Source organism: Fictibacillus phosphorivorans (genome assembly GCF_007673525.1).
Classification (GTDB): domain Bacteria; phylum Bacillota; class Bacilli; order Bacillales; family Fictibacillaceae; genus Fictibacillus; species Fictibacillus phosphorivorans_C.
On record NZ_VDZU01000001.1, the window covers coordinates 634,513 to 657,579 of the forward strand.

Genomic DNA, 23,067 nt, shown 5'->3' on the forward strand with positions numbered 1-23,067 from the left:
TGACTATTAGTCATGCAGTGGTTCTTTTTTATAGATTTATAGATCAAAATATATATTGGGAATTATAGTTTATCTTTGTTCTTAATAATAAAATTAAATGTTATATTTATAATGGAATTATTTTGAATATAGAGGTGGGAAAAGTATGAAAAAGCCATTGAAAATATTTACACTTATGGCTCTTGGTGTATCGTCGTTAATTTATCCGATTAATTCCTCTGATGCTACAACAAAACCCAAACCCATGACTATTCATTTCATTAATGTAGATCAAGGGGATGCTACATATATTAAAACGCCTAATGGTGATGATATCCTCATTGACGCTGGTAATAAAGGCAAAGGTGATGCAGTTGTTGCGTATTTAAAGAAGCAAAAGGTGGATGATATTGAAGTAATGATCTCTACACATCCAGATGCTGATCATGTTGGAGGATTAGATGAAGTATTGGCTGCATACAAGGTAGAAGCTGTTTATGCCCCAAAGGTAAGTCACACGACTCAAGCATACAAAGATTTTTTATCGGCTGTTAAAAAAGAAAAACTAACAATAAAAACAGCGAAAGCAGATGTACAGGTAGCATTAAAAGACAAATCTATTAAAGCAAAGTTTGTTGGACCAGTAAAAGAATATGGTAAAACAGATTTAAATAACTGGAGTGCTGTACTTCACGTCAATTACAACAAGAATCACTGTTTATTTACAGGTGATGCTGAAGCACATTCTGAAAAAGATATGATCGCTAAAAAATACATCTCGAAAGTGGATGTATTAAAAGTTGGCCATCATGGATCTAAGGATTCATCAACACAAGCTTTCTTGAATCTTGCTAAGCCTACTTATTCAATCATCAGTGTGGGTGCTAAAAACTCCTACAAGCACCCCACAACGGAGACGTTAAACAGACTTACCAAAGTAAAATCAAAGATTTATCGTACAGATGAAAAGGGAACCATTAAGGTTGTATCTGATGGACAGAAAATTACCATTACTACTGAAAAGAAGTGATAGTTTGAAAGGAATAATTGACCGATTTGAAGGGGATTTTGTTGTAGTTGAAATCAATGGGAAGACGAAGGACTTTTTAAGAACTCAATTCCCTAAAGAAGCAAAGCCTGGAGATGTAGTAATTATAGAAAAATCCAATGTTACAATAGCCAAAGATGAAACGGATAAGTTAAGGAAAGAGATTGAAGAACTAATGAATGAGGTTTGGGAAGATTAAAAACTTGTTGAACATAAGGTATTCATTATGTTTATTAATTAAGGGGAAAACATTGGGAAAAAATAAAGGCTTTATTTTATTAGTAATTGTGGCTGGTATTCTTGTGGGATTGCAAGTTAACAGTCAAAATAATACTTTTACGATTAATAATGAGATTAAAAATGATGTAGAACATAAAGAAACATCATCAGGACTAACCCCCTAAGTATCGATTATCTTTCAAAAAATGGCTTTAGTGTATCTCCAGTAGATAAAGGGAAAATGAGTGACATTTATACAGCTAAACTGAATGTAGGAAATACAAATGTCGTTATATATGTTGATATATATCTAGAACGGAAAAGTGATCAGGTAAAACTAATAGAAACTACAATAGACGGAAGCTATTATGTAACAACTTCAAATAATAAAGAGGCAGAGCAGTTTGTAACAAAAGTTGCAACAAATTTTTTAGTTCCTTTTGCAGCATTACCTTATAATACTTCAAGACCTGAGGAAGCGGAAAAATGGGTAAAAGCCCACATAACTGACTCTTATGATCACGAACCGAAAGAGGAAACAAGTAAGAAAATAGAAATGGGAACACTCAATATATATGGGAATCAATTAATGAGGACATTTGAAATGGACTTTGGTTATGGAGATATAACTATAGAAGACTAAATTTCATTTCATCTATGGACTAATAAAAAGAAGGAGCGGCTATTGCCGCTCCTTCTTTTTATTAGTAAAGTTTTCCCTAAGATAAGTTATTCAAATACCTCTACTTTGCCTTTTTTACTTTATGATTATATGCCTTGCTTGTATTACCAGCTACATCCTTAGCATACAAAGAAAGAGTTGTATCAGTCTTTTGTGCTTTAATTTTTACAGAAAAATCACCTTTGGAACTTGTAGTAGCTGTTCCTAATACTTTACTTCCGACTTTAACCGTAATCGTAGAGTTACCCTCAGCTTTCCCTTTTACATATTGATCATTGTTATCTACATGATTAATTTTTGTGACCTTAGGTGGTGTTTTATCAAGTACCGTAATGCTTTTTTCTTTACTTGTATTACCAGCAGCATCCTTAGCCGTAACTTTTAAGACTGTTTTTGCTGCTACTGCTTTAATTGCAATATTGAATTCCCCTTTAGAATTAGCTGTTACACTTCCGATTATATTTTTCCCATTTTTAACCGTTACAGTTGAATTAGCTTCAGCTTTCCCTTTAATAGAGGTGTCATTATCATCTACAGGATTAACAGTTGGTACAGCAGGTGGGGTTTTATCAAGGACTCTTATAGAAGCACTAGGGCCGACATTTTCAGCAGCATCCTCTGAGAAAACAGTTAAGACAGTACCCGTTTTTTGAACAGGTATAGGAATACTGTACCTTCCATTAGAATCTGCATACGCAGTTTTAAGTAATGAGCTCCCTCTATATACATAGATCTTTGATTTGGCTTCTGCATATCCAGTAATTAATTTATCGTTATCATCGATTGTATTTATGGTTGGTTTCTTTGGAGGGATTGTATCTAACATCCCAACCTGTATTCCGTACACTTCACCATAATCTGAAGGTAGACCATAATAATCAATAGCCACAGCATAATAGGTACCTGCCGGTAATTGATAAGCAAAATATGTACCAATATCTGTATAATCTTTGTAAGACGGTTCAATAAACTGATCATATTCATCAAATAATCCAATTGCTAAAGAGATAGAAGGATAATCCGTGATTCCTCCTAAAAGAAGAGTGCCTGATTGAGGAACGGTAACTTCGTAATAATCAACATCCTCATATGTTTGAAAAGAACCAAAGGTCAATATATCTAAAGGCAGATAGTTTGCTGAATATATAAAATCATTCGGTTCAATTTCAAGAAAATAGTCATCAGCGGCCAGCTTTTTAAAAGATGAAGTCTTTTTTAGTGTTGAGGACATATCTAGTTTTGTGCTTAGATCACTTTTAGGTATCTCTCTCTTTACTTTTAATTGATCAATTACTGATTGATTTTTTGTGCTTGTGTATGCTGCAACACTATTAGCACTAAAACTAAAAAATGATAACGTTAATAAAATAGCTATTCCAATTATTTTTTTCATATACCCTCCTATAATACTATCATAAGTAAAATTCTAACATTAATGAGTGCTCAAAGGCCTATATATTAATCGACAAAATTTTTAAAATGTATTGGAATATAAAGCATTATTCTAAATGGGTATTAATCATTAAAAATAAAGTAATTAGTCTAAATAAGAAGATACAGCCCATCTTGGTCTGTTTTTTTCTTTTGGGATTTTAGTTAAAATTATAAAGCCTACATAATCTTCTAGTAATTGGATTGCTGATTTTAAAGAAACTCTAGTTTTAGGATTCCTATAATGATTATCCCTAGAACCTAGGTGAGGTAAGTGTAAATCTTCTTTTGTTATAGGTATATGGAATAGATAGGAGTCAACCTGGATGAGTACATCTGATTTCTGATAAGAATATTTGGGGTTAGGACTATAATGAAGTCCTACTTTTTTGGCATTACCTTCTAGAAGTAATTTGTTCAGTTTTTAAACAATAAAGCTGTTCAGGGTTGGAGGAAGTTTTCGAATGGAGGTTTATTATGTGGATCACTAGCGCCATATAGACATTAAAATTGGAAATTCTAATGTCTATAGAGTGCTTTTATTTAAAATATGGTTGTTAATAAACCATTAAATAAATAAAGCACACAAAAAACCAAAAATGCACATGGTTTTTTGTGTGTAGAATCTTTTATCTAGAGTGGAATATAGTTAGTCCTAAAACTTCTTCCCAAAACGGAGTAAACTCGAGCCCTAGGCGTACATCTTCAAATTCAGATTCGAATTTTTCAACAAACAAAATATTATCTAAGTTCCCACTAATAACATTACTTAATTTTTTTATTGCATTATTAGCTCTGTTAATAACAGGGTGTTCATAATCAGGTTCCCATCCATTATCCCACTTAATAAGTCCTTCGTTTTGTAAGGCGTTTAATTTAGGCTTATCATCTTGTTCACCTATAAATCCAACCCCAAATGAGGAGCTTTTTTTAAGATCATGGTACATGATACTTGTAACATACGGTGATAATCTTCTAAGTTGTTCATTTGTTTCTTCAACAGCTTCTAAAAAAATCTCCCATTCATCCATTTTTGAAAATTCAAATTCTCTTATTTCACTTGCATCCTTCATTTTACATAAAGCATCGTTTTCATTTTTTAATCGACTTAATTCTTCTTCAGCTTCTTCATATGCAATTTTATATTCTTCAATATTTAATTTTAATTGTTTAACAGCTTCTAAAGTAACTACCTCTCTTTTTTCTAGTTTTTGAATAAAAGGTATAATACTTTCTTCAAAAAATTTCTCAGCACGGTTTGTAAAACGTACCATCCTTACTCTCCCTACATCTTTTCTTTCCATTGCTTCCGCTATACGCTGGAGATCTTTTACTGAATTTAATGTAATTGCTTGTGTCCAGGCGCGATAAGGAGTTCCATCAAGTGCGTGGTAATCTAGAGGGGGGATGATAATTGGAACTAACGCCTTTTGGTTTATCCAGGATGCTCCTAGCTCGCACAAACAAAATTGGCTATCTAGAAAATTATTAGTTATTATTGGCATTATAATATTTGCATCTTCCATCCCTTTTCGAATTTCCTCTATCCAATTATCCCCTACTTCAAGTTCTTCATCGGATGTCAAAAAGAAATTATCTCTCGTAAGGTTAAATTGGTTTTGTAAAAGGTCCATTAACCTAGTAGCAAAATCACCATCTGCAGTAGAATGACTTATGAAAATCTTTGACACGAATTCTCCCCCTAAAAATATTTTGGCTAAAACAATTATAAATGAAATTTTTAGAAATATGTTATGATTTGGTAGAATTTTCATTTTTTAGTTTGGATAATAAAGGGATATTGACGAATTAAATATTTTAATAAGTTTATTGACCAAAGGAAGAATTTTAAAATTTTTTAAGTGGGTGATTTAATGAGATCCAAATTATTTAACAATCAGTATGAAGTAATAGAAAAACTAGGTAGTGGAGGTAATGGGAAAGTATTTAAAGTAAAGGATTTAAAATCGGGTGAATACTATGCACTCAAAACTTTACATCAACATTTGTTAAACAACACAAGAAATGAATCTAGAATTAGACGTTTTATTAATGAGATTAATATCGTAAAGGAAGTCCAACATGATATTCGGGGAGTATTACCAATAATAGACTTATATTTACCTCCTTTTGAACAGATCATCAAAGGTGACTCACCTTATTACCTTATGCCAATAGCAATACCATTAAGTAAAAAATTAAAGGGTGCAGATATCGAAGAAAAAGTAAAATGTTTTATAGAATTAAGCAAAATATTAATTGAATTACACAAAAGAAAAATTGCCCATAGGGATATAAAACCAGAGAATATTTACTTTTTGGAAGGTAATTGGTATTTAAGTGATTTTGGACTAGTCAAATACCCAGATAGGGAAGAGCTCACTCAAACTAGAGAAGCTGTTGGTCCTTGGACAACAATAGCTCCGGAAATGCGCAGATATGCACAAAATGCAAACCCAATACCCTCAGATGTTTATTCAATAGCTAAGACACTCTGGATGACTCTAACGGAAAATTACAAAGGTTTCGATGGTCAATATAACTATAAAAATAATCATGTGACAATTGAAAAAAATTTTGAAAATATTCATTTAACAACACTACATGATTTATTAAACAAAGCAACTATTGATGAACCAACAGATAGGTTAAACGCAGTACAATTTTTTGAAATGTTAAATGATTGGTTTGAAATTAAAGATAGTTTTGAGAAAAGAACTAGAGTGGAATGGAATTTTATTTTGAAAGAAATATCACCAGCAGGCGCTGAAAGCACGACATGGAGAAGAATTGATTCAATAACTTCAGTCCTGAACAGTGTGAGCCAATTAAAAGCTCTAAATCATACTTTTCTTCCTGGAGGCGGGGGATTGGATCTAAAAGGTGTCGATAAGTCAGAACTGCATGGTTATATAGAAATGAATTTAGATGACATTGTAAGAATTATTAAACCGAAGAGCCTTCATTTAGAAACGTTTGATGATCCACAATGGAATTACTTTTTTCTAGAAACAGAGTCAATTCCTCCATCGGGAGTTTATGAAGTAGAAGAAGAAAAATATGAGGAGTTTTTATTAGAAATTGCACCAGGGAAATTTATTGAACCTTATCACAAAAATTATGGTTTTTATAAAGGGGAAGCTCTTCCATCCACCTCGCGTGAAATTATCTTAGGTTTGAAAGGAAATTATGTTATTTTTCCAAAAAACTCAATTTATAATTTTAAAATGGATAGTTATGGGGCTTATCAAACTAAGTATGATACCCCTGATAAATTCAGAGAATTTATAGAAAAAGTTATTAAATCAATTGAATGGCATGAAAAAAATCCTGAAGAAAGTGAAAAGCTAAAACAAAAAATAGAAATAGAAAAAGAAGAAGAGAGAAGGAAATGGTTAGGAACATTTGAAAAAGAAAAACAATTAATTATGGAATATGCTAAAACTTTAGACTTAAGTGCATATAAGGCAGATGAGGAGAAAAATGGTTCATTAAATTATTATGTTTTTTTTGATGTATTACCAGAACTTGAGTTTTTCGTTTCAAGAAACTTCACGTTAGAAATTAAAGAGGAAGACGAATTTAATTTTGAAGATTTATTTTCTCCGATGAATACCCAAAAATTTGATAATCACTTATCATTTAATTCATGGGAAAAGGCTTATGAATTTTCCCGACATGTTTTAGAAAGTTTTAGTGATTATATTAATGAGTTTGAAATAATTAATACAGTCCATTTTACAAGCAAGTTAAGGAGGATAAAACGACCTAAACACTTATTTAATCAAGAAGACATTCATCAATCTATACTTATGGGAAACGATCAAACCAGTAATTGTGTTGTAATTGATAGTGAGGGTGTTGCTAAGTTGGCTCCTATAACATCTTCGATTAATGAACATGAACTTGATAGATATCCTGTTATTGGAGAAAGATTTTCAGCTTTAAGTAATACAGTAGGTACTGCTGCTGCATATAAAGAAGAGGAAATAGAGGAAATTTATTTGTATTTACTTGATACTTGGTATAGACACCTCAGAGATGGGGAAAGAAAATATTTGTCTGACTTTTGTGCTGATGACAAAGAATTATTAATTAAAAAAATAAGTAAAGAATCCGAGAAATATCCTGAATAAAAAATTGTTTTGTTTCTAGAAGATTGGTAAAAGCTCTGCAATTTTATAACGGGTTCTCTTTTGGAGTACTAAACATTTGCTTTGGAGTTTGAATTTTGGATTGATAATGAAGAAAGTGACTTAACATTATCTAGTGAAGCAATTATAGATAAAAAAAATAACGTTTTATCTTTTAAAATTGAAAATCTACATACTTAAAAAGTAGTTCACTTCCACAAACGGGTGCAATTGCTGATTAACAATATAGTATGTTTTTATTCTATTTTTAACGATTTATGAGTTAAATATTGCTAAAGGATATATGAGTTATTTAAGGCGGAGCAACAACTAAATGTCGATTTTAAAGAACTAGACAAGGCTAACCGTTGAGGTTAGTCTTTTTTATTTAACCGTAGCAGGAGTCTAGAATAAGTTAAGCAATCTCCAAAAATCAGTGGTGATTATAGAGGGTAAAATATTAAATACACTTTTCTAAGTTTAAGACTGTAGAACCTTAAATGTAAAATAGGATAAATATGTTAAAATGGATATATAACTGACAGGCTAATTATAAGGGGCTGACTAAGATGGCAAGAAGCCAACTTTTGAAAGATATAGTGAGTGGAAAAGAAAGTATAGAAAATATACTACTGCGCTTAAAAGTAATTTTATCAGATCTTGATAGTGAGCCTATAACTATGTGGGTTAATGGTGAATTAGAAGGATACAAAGGGCAGAAAGAAATTCTTCCACAATATAGAATATTAAAAGGAACACCTACTGGAACCTTTTTGGTGAATTACAATTTTAAATATACAGAAGCTCCTGTTCCAGTTAGATCCTTAATTACAGATGATAAACACTATGAAAATCTTATTACCGTAAATATAACAGACAGTATTTCTGCAATCCAAAACATACTTAATAATGAAAATCGAGAAAATTATGCGAAAATTATCGATACCGATTTTTGTCACGCAATTTCAACAGAAGAACTACAAATTGCTTCAATGAAAATCAGATTTGGATCTAATCAACTTGATAGTGTTGTATCTAAAGTGAAATCTAAACTTATTGATATTGTTATGGAACTTGAAAAACAGTTTCATAATTTGGATGAATTAGATATAGAAAAACAAGTGGAAGAGGATAAATTTAGAAGAGATAATGTAGTCTATAATATACAAAACATCATCTATGATGGTTCACTTAAAGTCGGAGATAACAACAAAATCAATAAATCTAATTTAGGTCATTTGTTGGGTGGTTTGAAAAAATGAATATTAAAATTGGTGATAATAACCAAATTAAAAATTCTAATATTGGCCATCAGCTTAACTCAGAGAATCATAAAAAGTCTTTTTTAGAGAGACACCCTATTATCATCTCATTTATTATATCGATGATAACTGGATTTATATTATTGTTCTCTTTTTGGGATAGAATTATTAAGCAAATAGAGCATTTTTTCCAATAGAATAAAGTGATTTGCTTGTATAAATTCCCTTTAAAAGGAACGAAACAATGAAAACGAAGTAAAAAGTAAAATGATATGGAGGATATTATGCCATCATATAGCGATAAATTATATCTATCTTTATCTCAGCAAGCCTATAAAGTTAATCATGAAAAGCTACCGAATTTATGGATTTTCAAAAATAAGGAACAACTTGAAGAATGGAAGGTTATTAAAGACCAAAAACTACAATTAACTGATAAGTCCACTGGCTTTGATGCTTTCGTAGTAAAAAAGGATAATCACGTTGTTATAGCATATAGAGGAACACAAGCAAATGATTTTTTTGGTGCAGGTTTGGCTGATTTCGAGACTGACGTTGATTACATTGTAATGAAAGCTGCTGTTGATCAGGAAATTCTAAATCCTCGTGTAGACCGACCCGATGTTTACTATAATTCAAAAAATGAGAAATGGTTTAAGAAGAACCAATTTCAGCAGGCAGATAAGTTAGTAAACGATATAAAGAAGAAATATCCTCATGTAGAGATTTCAGTTACGGGACATTCGTTAGGTGGTGCTCTGGCTCAATATACTGCCGCAAAACACAACCTCTCTGCAGTGACTTATAGCGCCCCAAGTGTTATTGACTTATTAGATAATACGACCAAGCAAAAAGTTATAGCAGGGAATTTTGACTCAACAGTAGTAAATTATGTGCATCCAAAAGATTCTGTTGGAGCGGGAGGATTAGAGCCCTACGAACGTCATATTGGCTCTACTTATTACATTGGAACCCAATTTGATTACGAAAACATAGAAACCAAAGGAAAGCCGTTTAAACGCTTATTTGAATCGTTTAAAACATACCACGGAATGCACCAATATACATTTGATGAGTTCGGAAACTTAGACAACCCTATCATTTTCAATGTCTTAACAGGTATGGAACTTCTCAATTCTCCTAGATACGTCAGTGCTAATGCAGAGTTAATTAAGGTCATTCCAGAAGATTTAAGGGATGCTGCTTTATCTTTAGAACAAACAGCACAGAAAATAATGGCGGAGTTCCCTTATACTCAAGCTAGTATCCAGGGTAATCTTCTAGATGATGCACAGCGACATGAGACCCGTGATACAGGATATAATATAATTGATGATTTAATACGTATGTCAAATTGGTTGGATCAAGAATCCGCAGAGCTGAGTCACTACTTAAAACAAGCAGCTGATCAATATGAAAAGGCGGATAAATTAGTATGAATAAAAAACTGCCTCAGTTCATGAATGACATTAAGAATTTGAATGCTTCTGAAGAAGTTTTGGATAGCTTCCTTGTAAAATTACGGCAAGCTCAATTAGAATATAAAAATAGCATGGAAAAATTCAGTAGTTGGACCGCTGGTGAGGGGGCAACAAATATACATCAGCGGAGTGAAGAGTTTTTTAGTGAACTTGCAAAGCATATTCATAGAATAGAAGAAAGCCAAATTGAAATATTGGAAACAAAGAGAAGGTTAGAATCCCTCATGAAAGCCGAGATAAATTCTGGACCAAAATGGTAGGAGAGATCAGATGTTTAAAAGGGTTCTTGGTTTTTTACTCATATTGTTAATTCTACAGGGGTGTAATGGAATGTCTCAAAAAGAAGAAGAAGAGATTGTACAAAAGGCAACGCATTCAGCTAGGGCATACTTCATAGAGGAAGTGGGTTGGGATGTGGTGATTACCGAACATGAATTTACCGATAGGGAAAATGGTACTGAAGTATTCCTCTATGGCCATCAAGAAGGTAATAAGAAAAACAGAATACATGCAATGGTCGATTTTTCTAAGGACTATGAAATTGGAGCGATTGGATACGATAGCAGTAAATGAAAGAACAATTTCATTATGACGAAGAGTGTTGTAATTGATACAGATACCGATAGGATTTAACTCCTTCATATTAAAAGCTGCTTAACGCAGCTTTTTTCTTTTTTGAATAATAGAATCCTTCTACAGTCGGGTGCTTTTCTAGAGCAAGCGGGTATATTATGATAATTCAAAGAATAGGAGATTGAAATGTTTTTAAGAATGTATCTAGAAGCTAAACATGAAGCTGTTGTTATGCAAATTGCAGAAAAGGTTCTTGGTCATATTAAACTCCAAAGAATTTCCAAACAAGTTATTAAACCCTACTGGAAGATTAAAGGTATTTACGTCTTTGAAGTAGAGATGGTTCTGCAACCAAAAATAAGTGAAAATGATACAATTCAGGCATTATTACCCATTGCTGAAAATTGGATCACGTTTGAAGATTCACTAAATGAATTCCTTGTATCGGATACTGCAGACGGATGTAAAATAAAGTTACCAGAAATCAAAATGATTAATATACATTTTTAAAAGTAATTTGTATAACTTCCTTATTCCACGATCGTGTGTATTTCTTCAAGAGGAAGAAGAATTGCGGATTTAGGGATGTCAATCTAATGTTATTATAGGTGATTAATATGAGGAAATATGCACTACTAGAAGAAGAAAAAAACAATATTTGCAAGGTAATGATCTACCAGCTTCAAGAAGAAACGTATGTATTTTTGTATAATACAAAAAAGGACGCATCTTGTTTTGCTGATTTGTGTTTCGACCAATTGGACGATGCAGAGGAATATTGTAAAGGACTAGGTGTCCACAACGATAATTGGATATTTATTGATGACCCGTCGGACGACTGCCAGGAAGATTTAATAGAATGTTTATAGTTCAAAGTTATTCCACAAAGTGGGTGCATTTCTTTAGAAGGAGAAATGCTTATTTTTTGATATACAAAATATAAGGAGCAATGTAATGTCCTCTACGAAAGAAAGAAAATGGATGCAGCCTTAAAACAGGTAGTAATACCAATTTTAAGAGAACAAGGATTTAAAGGTTCCTTACCGCATTTTAGAAGAGTTAATAAAAAAAATATCGATTTGATTACATTTCAATTTAACAGATGGGGAGGCTATTTTTATTGTTGAGTTAGCAACCTGTCCTACAGAAGGAACAACGATGTATTGGGGAGAAAAATTCCACCAAATAAAGTGAATGCTCACCATATAGATGATAGATATAGATTAGGAGCCAGTTCCTTAGAGGATGATGGGTATATGGTTTAAATACGAAACCGCTCTTACAGAGGATGATTATGCAAAAGTTGCAGAAAATGTTTTCAAACTAATTAAAACATCAGATCAGAATTGGATATCCTCAATATTCCAATAGTTATTCAACAATTGGGTGCGTTGATCTAAGCAAAGGTACTTTCTCAATTAATAAATGACATTGATAACTTACAAAAATCATTGATACTTCTTGGTAGAATTAAGAAGGTTCAATGGGAATATAAAAAAAGAATGGAGCAGTTTAGTAGCTGCTGGGCTAGTACGGTTGCTATTAAAATGAATGAGTGTAGCGAAACCTTCTTTGGTGAAATATTGAAAAAAGACTAGAAGATATTCAGATGGAGATTGTGAAAACAATGGATCGTTTACAATCTGTTATAAAAATTAATTTGGAACCAAAGTGGTAGGAGAGGGAGCATGTTAAAAAAAGGAATAGGTTTATTATTTGCTTTATTAATCTTGCAGGGGTGTAATGGAATGTCTAAGGAAGAAGAGCAAAAAATCGTTCAAAAGGCTACACATTCAGCTAGAGCATATTTTCAGTCGGAGATGGGTTGGGATGTTGTAATTACAGAGCATGAGTTCACATCTCGAACAAATGGTACTGAGATCTTCCTTTATGGTCACCAAAAAGGGGATAAGGAAAATAAGATTGAAGCCATTGTAGACTACTCAAAAGATTATGAGGTTGAGTTAATTGGTGCAGATAAAGAATAGACTAAACTGTAAGTTGCTAATATATTAGTAGCTTACAGTTTTTTTGCTCTATGAATATTTCATTTTCTAATGTAGAGTGCTGATATTACAGTGGTTATTATATAAATATTCCCATTAATAAAAAATAATGGTACTATATACTTACCGATAAGAAAATATTGGCAAACCCTTTGAAAAAAGGGGACGCAAAGCCACGGGTCTAAAGTCAGGGTAGACTATGATAGCCGGGTTGCATTAAATGTGTAATATATACTCATTTAACAATACCCCTGCTAATTTGGTTGGTATACGTTAAATGATTTTTTTATGGGGGGAGCTATTTAGTATTACTAATGGAATAAATATATCTTTAAGATTACAGGAGGTAATTATTATGAAAACAATGTACAAAAGAGTTATACAATATTTACTAACAACAATATTAGTTCTTTCATGTTTTTGGAGTCATGGGGTTAATGCACAAGATAATGCAATAGTATTTGGGAATCAAATAACTGATAGTTTAACAGAGTTAAATAGGTTTAAAGAATACAAGCTATCAGTACCTACAGCTGGTAGAATTTCAATTGATTTTGTTTCCTATATTGAATCTTCTAGCCAAATTAGTATTGTAGATAGTAACTATGAGAAAGTATTTGAAAAATCTGTTTATAGTAGTAGTAAAGAACCTCAACGTTATTTTAAATGGATAGATCTTGAGCAAGGTGAATATACAGTGAAAATTCAAGAATATTATGGGGATGACATTGGAGAATTTAAATTAAAAATAAATTTTCTTTCAGCAAATAGTAATGATATAGAGCCTAATAATGGAGTAGAAGAAGCTCAAAAGTTAGATTTTAATAAAGTCTCAAATGGATTCTTATCCTGGAATGATAAAATTGATACGTATCAGATTATTCTTCAAAAAGCAGGACGTGTTACAGTCGATTTATATTCTTATATTGATGATTCGACTTCAGTTCAGTTAGTAGACCAAGATGATAGTGAAATTTTTAAAACGAATTTAAGTAGCAGCTCTAAGAATCCAGAGAAGTATGTCAAACAAGTAGATTTAGAACCAGGCATTTATTACATCCGAGTGTTTGATAATTATGGCTCGAATTCAGGGAAATACCAAATTAAAACTAGTATAGAATATGCAAATAATAATGAAAAAGAACCAAATAATGGAGTTGTAGAAGCAGAGTCTCTTTCGTTTTTCAAACCTGTTACTGGTTTCTTATCTTGGAATGATGAAATTGATACGTATAAAATTACTCTCCCTTCTACTATGACTATTCAAGTGAATTTAGATTCTTTTGTAGATAATCATACGGATATAGAAATGATTGATAGCAAAAATAATATGATAATAGAAACTTCTATTCACGGGAGTAAGAAAAATCCAGCAAAGTATAACAAAAACTTGACTTTGTCACGTGGTGAATACTATTTAAGAGTTCAAAATTATTGGCTTTCTCAAAACACAGGAAAATACATCTTAAATGTTACTTCACCCAATCTTCTTCCAGCACTAAAAGTAGATGAGGTAAGCGATGCATCAACTCTTGTAAAAGGAAAGGCAATTAAAGGGGAAGAAGTAACGTTATCGTTAGCTGGGAAGCAATATAAGGTTAAACCGAATAGTAAAGGCGAATTTTCTATAGCAATTCCAAAACAAAAAGCAGGTGGGAAAATAAATATATCTGCAAAGAATAAATACGGTTCACAACAAGTTACCATTAGCATTGTTGACAGAACACCGCCTGGGGTTCCTACTATAAATGCTGTCAAAACATCCTCTAAAACTGTAACAGGTAAGTCAGAGGTAAATGCTACTGTTTATGTAGAAGCGGGTGGTAAAGTACTAGGTTCTGCAAAAGTAAATAGTAACGGAAATTATACAGTAAAGATTAAAGCTCAAAAAGAAGGAACAAATTTAAATGTTTATGCTAAAGATCAAGCAGGAAACAAAGGGAAGAGCAAAAGTATAAAAGTGAAAAAATAACAGTTACTAAAGAGTTATTGCATTTAAAAATTGCTATAGCTCTTTTTTTTTAGGAATTTGGACAGGTTACCACAAAATTAAGAGTAATTTTTGTGAAAAACAAAAGCAAAGAGGTTACTTCTTTATCAAGATAAAAAAATTCTAACCAAATATCCTTCTCTAGAGAATGTTCCTCACACTACCAATTAGTAAAAGAAATGACAAAAAAGCCAGAGCTACAAGCTTTTTCGTTTGCAAGATGATAGAAATACGAGGAGATTGCAACAATGATAGTTTACACAATATTATTTATCATCACAGGGATTAGTTATTTAGACAAAGAGTTTTATCATAGTCTGACCTTTTTCTGAAAGGGAAACAGACTTTAATGTAACTTACTTTAGGGATAGGGTTTATCATTCTTGAGTTGATGATTCCTTACTATTACGCTCTTTTTCGGTATGCTTATCGAACGTGATGGGAATTTTAGATAATTTGTCGCTTAATCCTTATGAGTGTATGCAATGAGAAAAAAGAAGTGCATCAAGCAGGCTAGTTAAAAGGAGGACCAAAAAAAGGAGCAGTTGTTGAATTTATTAAAATCCATGTAATTAGTATTTATAAAATTTATCCAAAACACTAAACAATAGCGAATTATGACCGATATAAAAAAGGGAATTAAAGTGATCTTCATGAGTCATAATTACTTACAAAACACGCAAGGAAAATGGAACCATTAATTTACATATCGTCATTACCCAAGAATGTGAATAATGGTGCGAATATATATTTTGTGCTGAAGCCTAACTGTGGGCTTCTTTTCTTTGGGGAAATTTTTATAGACGCTTTCACAGTAATCGGCTATAACAAGAAATAGAGCTATTTTTATTTATTAGTTTGATCTTCAGGAGGAACACCATGTTATTTAGTTCAACCGTCTTTTTATTTTTATTCTTACCCATAGTTTTATTCACGTATTTTCTAGTACCACGCAGCTTTAGAAATGTTTTGCTGTTGGCTTATAGTCTGTTTTTCTATGCTTGGGGAGAACCTGTTTTTGTTTTGATCATGTTAGGTTCTATAGGTCTTAACTATTTGTTTGGTCTTGTCGTTGACCGAGTGCGAGATCGAAAACGTGCAGTAACTTGGGTCATGACAGCGATGGTGCTTTCTAACATCGCGATTTTGTTTATTTTCAAATACACTAATTTCTTTGTGGAAAACATTAATGCGGCATTTGATCTATCCATTCATGTGGACCCAATACCGCTACCATTAGGAATTTCGTTCTACACCTTCCAAGCGATGAGTTATGTGATTGATGTATACCGCAGAGATGGGGAAGTACAAAGAAATCCACTTAACGTGGCCCTGTATATCGCTTTATTCCCTCAGCTTGTTGCTGGACCGATCGTGCGTTATCAAACGGTAGCGGATCAAATCAAGCAAAGAGTTGAAACGTTCGGTAAGTTTGCTGAAGGTGTTAAACGATTTATTATCGGTTTAGCTAAAAAGATGCTTATCGCGAACAACGTAGGCTTCATTGCAGATGAAATCTTTAAAACACCAGCGAACGAGCTTTCAGTGGGTATGGCATGGATTGGTATTATCGCTTATTCACTTCAAATTTATTTTGATTTCTCTGGGTACTCAGATATGGCGATCGGCTTAGGAAAGATGTTTGGTTTTGATTTTCTAGAGAATTTTAAATACCCATATATCTCAAGAACCATTTCAGAATTTTGGCGTCGTTGGCATATATCATTAGGATCATGGTTCAGGGATTACGTGTACATCCCGTTAGGTGGTAGTAAAAACGGCAAGTTGATGACGTATCGTAATCTTTTCATTGTTTGGTTTGTAACAGGCTTTTGGCATGGTGCCAACTGGACGTTTATCGCATGGGGATTGTACTTCGGAATTATCATTGCACTGGAAAAAGCATTCTTAGAGAAACTCATTTTCCGCATGTGGAGACCACTTCAGCATCTCTATGCGTTAATATTGATCATCAGTGGTTGGGTTCTGTTTAGAGCAGATACGTTCACCTATGCGTATAGCTATCTCAAAGTAATGTTTGGTTTTGGAAATGCTCCTTTATTTGATGAACGAGCAGCATTTTACCTAACAAATTATTCCGTTTTATTATGTCTTGCGATTATTAGTGCTACTCCTTTATTCAAGTGGTTAATCGACAAATTACAAGCTACTGCTTCAAACAAGGTTTATGTATTAGGAAACGAAATTGGTGCACCGATCTATTACGCGACCGTACTTTTACTTTCTATTGCGTACATGGTGAACTCAACCTTCAATCCTTTCATTTATTTTAGATTCTAAGGTGGGCTATATATGAGAAAAATCATTGGAGAAAAAGTGTTAGCCGTTGCTTTTGTAGGATTGATTAGTACGGTGGGAGTAGGTATGGTGCTAGCGGAAGATACCAAAATTTCTGAGCTTGAAAACAGAGAGATGGCATCATTTCCATTAGTGGAAAAGGACGACGACCTGTTGTCTGGCGAGTATTTTGGAAAATTCGAAACCTACTATAACGATCAGGTCTATAAGAGAGAAGAGTGGCTTCAGCTTTATTCAAGCTTCAAGAAAGAGTTCATGAAAGAAAAAGAAGTGAATGGTGTCTTTCTAGGAGAGGATGGATACCTTCTACAAGCTGTCGATAAAATCGAGAACCTTAAGGATGAACACCAACAGATCAATAAATTCATTGAATATGGTGATTCAAAAGGCCTTGATGTATATTACACGATGGCACCTACAAAAGTGATGTCCAACAAAGACAAATTACCTGCTTTTGCAGAAGACTTCTCGCAAAAGAACATGAATAACTTTTTAGAAGGTTTAAGTCCGAAAGCGGAGCAGATCAATCTTCGTAAAACGATTGAGAAAAAGAACCAAGAGGAACAGCTCTACTTTTATACAGATCATCATTGGAAACAAAAAGCAGCTTTCTATGGATACCAACAAGTAATTAAAGAGTTAAGTGAAAAACACCCAGAAGTTGGAGAACCCAAAAAATTCTCTGATTTTAACGTAAAAACATATAAAGAACCTGAGTTTTATGGATCTGCCGCACGCCTATCAAACAAAGCCTATGCAGAAAAAGCAGATCAGATCGAGATCATGGAACCAAAAGAGGGTTACGATGGATACGATGTTTGTATCAAAGGAGAATGCGGTCAGCCTTTCTACGATCTTAGCAAACAAGGGGATAAAGAGATGTATGCCGATCGTTACAATGTATATATGGGTGGAAACGCATCGCAGATTGTTGTGAAGAACGAAAAAGCAGACAATGACCTTAAAGTGCTGGTATTAAAGGATTCCTATGCAAATCCGATGATTCCACTTTTAAGTGCTCATTTTAAAGAAGTACATGTTGTCGACTTACGTCTAAATGGCGGAAACATGTATGACTATCTTAATAAACAAGATCTGGACATGGTGTTATTTGTGCACAACGTATCTTCAGCTATTCAAACACCAAACCTTTATACATTTGAAGGTAGAAGTAAATAACTATTTTGAGCTTGCAGAGAAAGAATCTGCAAGCTTTTTCTATCTATTTTCTTCCCAAAACTATTTAACAATACTGAGACTTGTCGATATGTATGAAAAAGGTATTGGGAGGAAAAGGTATGAGGTTTACATATACCAAACTTATAATTATCGTAACATTAATTCTGCCCTTCATCTCATTGTCTTCTTATATAGTAGAAGCAACTTCGAGTAAGAGAGTCTATTGGAATGATACAGTTAAGTCCATAAAAAATGAGCCTGTATGGAAAGGTGATACGCTGTGGCTTCCCATTGACGATATATTCTCAGTGATCGGTGCGAAAGTGGGATGGGATAAAGGCAGGAAACAAGCAACGGTAACTTATAAAGGAAACAAGATCGTTCTGACGATGAATACAGATCGTATACAGCTTGGTGGGAAGTCGTTTAAAGTTCTTGAACAACCTCAAATGTTTGGAAAAATTGCTATGATATCGGAGCATACATTGGAAGAACTAACAGGTGTGGATGTGGATCACAATAAGAAGAACAAGAAAATACATTTGGAGCCTAGTGAAGTTTTAAATCAAGCAACAACAATCTTAAAAGTTCCTCTCCGGGAACATGCTCAGTTTGAGGTCAAGATAAAAAACAAGTTTGCTCATTCTAAGCAAGAATACTCGTTAACGATTCCTTCAAAATACAGCAATCAGTTTAAAGTAGATAAGCAAAAATTAACCCTTTTACCTGGTGCTGTTGGTCAATTTGTTATACAGTCTAAACAACCTTTAACAAAATCCGAAAAAAAGGAGTTGTATGTGAATATTTCTTCTTCTTCACAAAAATATAGCGTCCAGCTACCATACGAGGTATCGGATTATCAACTTTCGAAACATAGGCATCCGAACTCATTTATAGGTGAACAAGAGCTAAGTAGAGCGAAACAAAGAATACATAATGTGCAATGGGCTAAGAATTATTGGCGGTATTTAGAAGGGGAAGCTCAAAAAGCACTGAAATTAAAAGTGAAAGTGCCAGATGAATCAGCAGGGCATTCCTCCTGGTATACATGTAAGGATGGATCACCTCTTACTTATCAGAACGGACATTTCTGTAAAAAAGAACATACATACTATTATGGCGACCGTTATGATGCAGGGTACAGATTCTATCAACACAATGAAGCCATTGCCGCATTAAAGACATTGTCGGTAGCTTATGCATTAAGTGGAAAAGAACAGTATGGAAACGAAGCGGTAAGAATTATAAACGAGTATGCAAAAAAATATCCGAACTACTCTCTACAAGATCGAGGAGGTAGAATGTATTGGCAATCGTTAGATGAGGCAGTTGGAATGGTCGATATTCTAACATCATATGACCTACTTTATTCTTTTAAAGGATTAAACGATACTAGTAAAAAGAATATCGAGCTCAACCTGATCAGACCGTCCGTTCAAACGATAGAGAGTAGCTCCAAAGGACTCTCTAACTGGCAGGCATGGCATATAGCAGCAATAGGTATGGCGGGAACCGTGTTAGGAGATGTTTCATTCATTGAACGTGCTGTAAATGGACCAGATGGATTCAATCACCTTATCCAGCATGGAGTCATGTCAGATGGCTTTTGGTGGGAGGGGTCTATGGCTTATCATACGTATACATTGGCAGCTTTTAATATTTTGGGGGAAGCGGTCAGTAAATGGAACTATGACCTGTTTTCAAAGCCTTCACTTAAACAAATGTTTAATGCGCCTATATCGTATGCTTATCCTAACTTGACCTTGCCTGTTAATAACGATGGTGGGAAGTTTGGAGCTTCATTGATCAATACCTTTTCATCTAAAGGGTACAATGATTATGAATCTGCCTATTCCCGGTATAAGGATCCTACCTATTCGTGGTTACTAAACCAAAAATATAAGTCATTGTATAGGAGAGGAGATTTTGCCTTATTTTTTGGTGAAGATGTGATTGGTAACGGACAATCATCTATTAAAAGTACAAATTTTAAAGATGTAGGACATGGGATTTTAAGGTCTAATGCACTGAAGAATGAAGATCAGTTGTATGTATTAATGGATTATGGCCCACATGGAGGATCACACGGTCACTTAGATAAGTTAGCTTTGGATATTTATGGTGCAAGAACGAATCTGGCACCTGATTTTGGAACCCCAGCCTATTCACATCCGTTGTATCGTTCATGGTATAAACAGACACTAAGTCATAATACAGTAGTTGTAGATGGGGAATCACAAGTAGAATCACATGGAAAAATGATTTCTTTTATTGATGAGGGAGACTTCAAGCATATGCATGCTGAAGCGAATTCCGCTTATAAGGGGATTACGTATAATCGATCAATCATGATGGATTCTGATTATCTCCTCGATTGGTTTCATGTTTCAGATCCGATTAAAGAGCACCAATATGATTGGTTTTTACATGGAATGGGCTCGTTGAGTACAACAGTTAAATCGAAGGCAGTAAAGGATACACCATCACTACTTTATAATCAAAAAAATGGCTATGAACAGCTAAAAAATTTATCGGCAGGAACTACTTTAACAGGATGGAGCGGGGTGTTTAAGAATCAGACAGCAGGCATGGAGGTTTATTCTGTTCCGACATCAAACCCCGTACAGGTCATAACTTCGACAGGACCCGGCCCTTCCAATCTTATGAATGGTCAACCGGTTATCATCCAAAGAAAGTTTAGCAAGGAAGCTGACTTTATTACGATTATCCGTCCTTCCGAAAATGGGAAGATCAGTCAGATAAAGGGAACCCTTCAAACGAAGAACAGTGTCACCATTGAACTAGAAAATGAAGATCATCACTATTATCAAAATTATAGTAAAGCGAACACAAACTCAAATCTGCTAGCAGCTAAAGCAGTTACTGAAAAAAATGCTACGTATCGAATTGATTCATCTATACTCTTTTCAGTAAATAAGGACCAATTACATGTACAGGTACTTCAATATAACCAATTAAAACAACTTAGTCTTTATTTAGATGCTAAAGGTATTAACTCGGTTTACCTAAATGGAAGTTCTGTAGACTATAAGTCCCTAGGTGATCGAGTTATGATCTCTATAAATAAATAGTTATAAGTTTCCCCCTCATATAAATAAATATGAGGGGGCTTTTTTGTGAAATGTAAATATATTCATATAATTTTATTTTGAAAACATTAACAATTTAAGCCTATTTATAAAGAAATAAACAACTTATTATATTATTGTAAAAAAGCTTGATTATGTTAAGTTAGTACTTTAATATAACAAAGGAACAAGGATAAACATGGGTTTGTTTACAGAGAAAGTATGAAACATTAATGATAGGGAGGTTTTTAAAATTAATAAAAATATGATTGATTTATCAGATTACATATCATATGAAAAGTTTAGCGATTACATAAAAAAATCGAAGAATGATGACTCGAATTCAAATAATAAACTAGTTTTCGTATCTATCATTTTTAGTATTACAATCATCGCAATGTTTGCTATGAGTTATTTTATTCGAGGTACGTTTAATGTTTTCTTAGGAGTTTACGGTTCTATCATGGTCCTGTACTTACTCACTAAGCAGTCTTTATCCTTCTTTTACAGACCTGCTGTCGGAGAAGCGCAACAAGCAAAAGTCGCTGTTGTCATACCTTCTTATAACGAAAGTGCGGAAGCTATTAGAAATACGATAAATAGTATTCTTGCTCAAGATTATCCGGTTCATGAAATCTTTTTTGTGGATGATGGTAGTAAAGACCAATCTGCATATAACATGGCACTGAGAATGAAGAATGAATTAGAATTCACCAATAAGGAAGTAGCAGCTACTCTTGAGGGTACAGTTGGTACTATACCTAACTTAGTTGTACATAGGTTAGAAAAGAATAGCGGAAAAAGACATGCTCAGTTATGGGCATTTAGAAGAACGACAGCTGACTTTGTTGTAACGATCGATTCAGATGGAGATCTGTTCCCGAACGCTGTAAGAGAGTTGCTCATTCCGTTTAACGATGAAAAAGTGATGGCGACTACGGGACATGTTAACATCAGAAACAGAAAAGAAAACCTGCTTACGAAGTTAATAGACATGCGTTATGATAATGCATTCAGGGTAGAAAGAGCTGCACAATCTGTAACTGGAAATGTTCTTGTATGTAGCGGTCCATTAAGTGCATATCGCGTTGAAATTATTAAAGACAATTTAGAGAATTATGGAAACCAGATGTTTCTTGGTGAAACCGTACAGTTTGGTGATGACCGATGTTTGACAAACTACTCCATATTAAGAGGGAAGACGGTCTATCAATCTACTGCAAGATGTATAACTGATGCACCTACGACATTAAAGCAATTTATTAAACAGCAACTAAGATGGAATAAATCTTTCTTTAGAGAAAGCTTAATTTCATTTGGTATTGGTTTAAAGAAACCGAACGTGTTAGTGTGGACGATATTAGAAATGTCTCTTTGGATTCTGTTTGGCTTCTCATTAATTTTAAGTGTTGTTCTTAAAGCAACATCAGTAGGTTTTGTTTTACTATTTTATTATCTGGCTTATATTTCATTATCTGCCTATGCAAGAAATGTATTTTACTTATTGAAACACCCACTAACATTTTTATTAGCACCTGTTTATGGAATCATACATTTAACCATGCTATTTCCGTTAAGATTTTATGCGCTTCTTACTATCAAATCGAACGGATGGGGAACTCGTTAAGAGTTCCTTTTTTTGTATATATGTAAATGTTCATTTAAATTATTATGAA

Annotated in this window: 20 protein-coding genes, 1 pseudogene and 1 riboswitch; of the genes and pseudogenes, 18 read left to right on the forward strand and 3 right to left on the reverse strand. The window is 33.5% G+C overall.

Going from position 1 to position 23,067, the window contains the following annotated elements; all coding sequences use genetic code 11:
• The first annotated feature begins 145 nt into the window (after positions 1–145).
• Genes FS458_RS02995 through FS458_RS03005 form a run of 4 tightly spaced genes read left to right on the forward strand, consistent with a single transcriptional unit; the run spans position 146 to position 1,889 of the window.
• A complete protein-coding gene (locus FS458_RS02995; protein WP_144697721.1) occupies positions 146–1,009 on the forward strand; it encodes a ComEC/Rec2 family competence protein in 864 nt (287 codons plus the stop codon).
• A complete protein-coding gene (locus tag FS458_RS03000; RefSeq protein WP_144697722.1) occupies positions 972–1,226 on the forward strand; it encodes a DUF3006 domain-containing protein in 255 nt (84 codons plus the stop codon). Before FS458_RS02995 ends, FS458_RS03000 begins: the two co-directional genes overlap by 38 nt.
• Before the next feature lie 52 nt (positions 1,227–1,278).
• A complete protein-coding gene (locus tag FS458_RS20535) occupies positions 1,279–1,431 on the forward strand; it encodes a hypothetical protein (RefSeq protein ID WP_186320425.1) in 153 nt (50 codons plus the stop codon).
• 56 nt (positions 1,432–1,487) lie between these two features.
• Positions 1,488–1,889 (forward strand): hypothetical protein, encoded by a 402-nt coding sequence (locus tag FS458_RS03005; protein WP_144697724.1) that lies wholly within the window; start codon positions 1,488–1,490, stop codon positions 1,887–1,889.
• A gap of 100 nt (positions 1,890–1,989) precedes the next feature.
• Here the strand turns inward: FS458_RS03005 and FS458_RS03010 are convergent, their stop codons facing one another.
• From FS458_RS03010 to FS458_RS03020, 3 genes and pseudogenes are all read right to left on the reverse strand, one after another.
• On the reverse strand, positions 1,990–3,321 hold the full coding sequence (locus FS458_RS03010; protein ID WP_144697726.1) for an Ig-like domain-containing protein: 1,332 nt from the start codon (positions 3,319–3,321) through the stop codon (positions 1,990–1,992).
• A gap of 144 nt (positions 3,322–3,465) precedes the next feature.
• Positions 3,466–3,856: pseudogene (locus FS458_RS21240) on the reverse strand (YkyB family protein).
• 132 nt (positions 3,857–3,988) lie between these two features.
• The gene (locus tag FS458_RS03020) at positions 3,989–5,050 is read right to left on the reverse strand and encodes a toll/interleukin-1 receptor domain-containing protein (protein WP_186320426.1); all 1,062 of its coding nucleotides are present in this window, start codon (positions 5,048–5,050) and stop codon (positions 3,989–3,991) included.
• A gap of 183 nt (positions 5,051–5,233) precedes the next feature.
• Here FS458_RS03020 and FS458_RS03025 point away from each other — a divergent pair, with 183 nt between their 5' ends.
• The 14 genes from FS458_RS03025 to FS458_RS03090 all read left to right on the forward strand — a co-directional run bounded on the left by FS458_RS03025 (position 5,234) and on the right by FS458_RS03090 (position 23,018).
• A complete protein-coding gene (locus tag FS458_RS03025; RefSeq protein WP_144697730.1) occupies positions 5,234–7,495 on the forward strand; it encodes a protein kinase domain-containing protein in 2,262 nt (753 codons plus the stop codon).
• Between the two features lie 81 nt (positions 7,496–7,576).
• Positions 7,577–7,693, forward strand: coding sequence for a hypothetical protein (locus FS458_RS21310; protein ID WP_425589493.1), 117 nt, complete (start codon positions 7,577–7,579; stop codon positions 7,691–7,693).
• A 368-nt stretch (positions 7,694–8,061) separates the two neighbouring features.
• Positions 8,062–8,754, forward strand: coding sequence for a hypothetical protein (locus FS458_RS03030; RefSeq protein ID WP_144697732.1), 693 nt, complete (start codon positions 8,062–8,064; stop codon positions 8,752–8,754).
• A 284-nt stretch (positions 8,755–9,038) separates the two neighbouring features.
• Positions 9,039–10,193, forward strand: coding sequence for a lipase family protein (locus FS458_RS03040; RefSeq protein ID WP_186320427.1), 1,155 nt, complete (start codon positions 9,039–9,041; stop codon positions 10,191–10,193).
• Positions 10,190–10,495, forward strand: coding sequence for a hypothetical protein (locus FS458_RS03045; RefSeq protein WP_144697737.1), 306 nt, complete (start codon positions 10,190–10,192; stop codon positions 10,493–10,495). Before FS458_RS03040 ends, FS458_RS03045 begins: the two co-directional genes overlap by 4 nt.
• 70 nt (positions 10,496–10,565) lie before the next feature.
• Positions 10,566–10,808, forward strand: a complete 243-nt coding sequence (locus tag FS458_RS03050) for a hypothetical protein (RefSeq protein WP_144697739.1) — start codon at positions 10,566–10,568, stop codon at positions 10,806–10,808.
• A 186-nt stretch (positions 10,809–10,994) separates the two neighbouring features.
• On the forward strand, positions 10,995–11,318 hold the full coding sequence (locus tag FS458_RS03055) for a hypothetical protein (protein WP_144697741.1): 324 nt from the start codon (positions 10,995–10,997) through the stop codon (positions 11,316–11,318).
• Between the two features lie 467 nt (positions 11,319–11,785).
• The gene (locus FS458_RS21245) at positions 11,786–11,935 is read left to right on the forward strand and encodes a DUF4304 domain-containing protein (protein ID WP_144697743.1); all 150 of its coding nucleotides are present in this window, start codon (positions 11,786–11,788) and stop codon (positions 11,933–11,935) included.
• A 561-nt stretch (positions 11,936–12,496) separates the two neighbouring features.
• A complete protein-coding gene (locus FS458_RS03065; RefSeq protein ID WP_144697744.1) occupies positions 12,497–12,796 on the forward strand; it encodes a hypothetical protein in 300 nt (99 codons plus the stop codon).
• Between the two features lie 150 nt (positions 12,797–12,946).
• A riboswitch (cyclic di-GMP riboswitch) is annotated at positions 12,947–13,033 on the forward strand.
• A gap of 136 nt (positions 13,034–13,169) precedes the next feature.
• Complete coding sequence (locus FS458_RS03070; protein ID WP_186320428.1) at positions 13,170–14,786, forward strand: Ig-like domain-containing protein; 1,617 nt, start codon at positions 13,170–13,172, stop codon at positions 14,784–14,786.
• Positions 14,787–15,683: 897 nt separating this feature from the next.
• The gene (locus FS458_RS03075; protein WP_144697748.1) at positions 15,684–17,105 is read left to right on the forward strand and encodes an MBOAT family O-acyltransferase; all 1,422 of its coding nucleotides are present in this window, start codon (positions 15,684–15,686) and stop codon (positions 17,103–17,105) included.
• 12 nt (positions 17,106–17,117) lie between these two features.
• Positions 17,118–18,302, forward strand: coding sequence for a DHHW family protein (locus FS458_RS03080; protein WP_144697751.1), 1,185 nt, complete (start codon positions 17,118–17,120; stop codon positions 18,300–18,302).
• A gap of 119 nt (positions 18,303–18,421) precedes the next feature.
• Positions 18,422–21,394, forward strand: a complete 2,973-nt coding sequence (locus FS458_RS03085; RefSeq protein WP_186320429.1) for a heparinase II/III domain-containing protein — start codon at positions 18,422–18,424, stop codon at positions 21,392–21,394.
• 460 nt (positions 21,395–21,854) lie between these two features.
• Positions 21,855–23,018 (forward strand): glycosyltransferase, encoded by a 1,164-nt coding sequence (locus FS458_RS03090; RefSeq protein ID WP_313957513.1) that lies wholly within the window; start codon positions 21,855–21,857, stop codon positions 23,016–23,018.
• Positions 23,019–23,067: the final 49 nt, after the last annotated feature.

What these genes read in the sequence shown, in the direction of transcription:
- FS458_RS03045 (WP_144697737.1), top strand. Translation starts at nt 10,190, where the DNA reads ATGAATAAAAAACTGCCTCAGTTCATGAATGACATTAAGAATTTGAAT.
- FS458_RS03025 (WP_144697730.1), top strand. Translation starts at nt 5,234, where the DNA reads ATGAGATCCAAATTATTTAACAATCAGTATGAAGTAATAGAAAAACTA.
- FS458_RS03040 (WP_186320427.1), top strand. Translation starts at nt 9,039, where the DNA reads ATGCCATCATATAGCGATAAATTATATCTATCTTTATCTCAGCAAGCC.
- FS458_RS03055 (WP_144697741.1), top strand. Translation starts at nt 10,995, where the DNA reads ATGTTTTTAAGAATGTATCTAGAAGCTAAACATGAAGCTGTTGTTATG.
- FS458_RS03075 (WP_144697748.1), top strand. Translation starts at nt 15,684, where the DNA reads ATGTTATTTAGTTCAACCGTCTTTTTATTTTTATTCTTACCCATAGTT.
- FS458_RS03080 (WP_144697751.1), top strand. Translation starts at nt 17,118, where the DNA reads ATGAGAAAAATCATTGGAGAAAAAGTGTTAGCCGTTGCTTTTGTAGGA.
- FS458_RS02995 (WP_144697721.1), top strand. Translation starts at nt 146, where the DNA reads ATGAAAAAGCCATTGAAAATATTTACACTTATGGCTCTTGGTGTATCG.
- FS458_RS03005 (WP_144697724.1), top strand. Translation starts at nt 1,488, where the DNA reads ATGAGTGACATTTATACAGCTAAACTGAATGTAGGAAATACAAATGTC.
- FS458_RS03090 (WP_313957513.1), top strand. Translation starts at nt 21,855, where the DNA reads ATGGTCCTGTACTTACTCACTAAGCAGTCTTTATCCTTCTTTTACAGA.
- FS458_RS03010 (WP_144697726.1), bottom strand. Translation starts at nt 3,321, where the DNA reads ATGAAAAAAATAATTGGAATAGCTATTTTATTAACGTTATCATTTTTT.
- FS458_RS03070 (WP_186320428.1), top strand. Translation starts at nt 13,170, where the DNA reads ATGAAAACAATGTACAAAAGAGTTATACAATATTTACTAACAACAATA.
- FS458_RS03030 (WP_144697732.1), top strand. Translation starts at nt 8,062, where the DNA reads ATGGCAAGAAGCCAACTTTTGAAAGATATAGTGAGTGGAAAAGAAAGT.
- FS458_RS03000 (WP_144697722.1), top strand. Translation starts at nt 972, where the DNA reads ATGGACAGAAAATTACCATTACTACTGAAAAGAAGTGATAGTTTGAAA.
- FS458_RS21245 (WP_144697743.1), top strand. Translation starts at nt 11,786, where the DNA reads ATGGATGCAGCCTTAAAACAGGTAGTAATACCAATTTTAAGAGAACAA.
- FS458_RS03050 (WP_144697739.1), top strand. Translation starts at nt 10,566, where the DNA reads ATGTCTCAAAAAGAAGAAGAAGAGATTGTACAAAAGGCAACGCATTCA.
- FS458_RS03085 (WP_186320429.1), top strand. Translation starts at nt 18,422, where the DNA reads ATGAGGTTTACATATACCAAACTTATAATTATCGTAACATTAATTCTG.
- FS458_RS03065 (WP_144697744.1), top strand. Translation starts at nt 12,497, where the DNA reads ATGTTAAAAAAAGGAATAGGTTTATTATTTGCTTTATTAATCTTGCAG.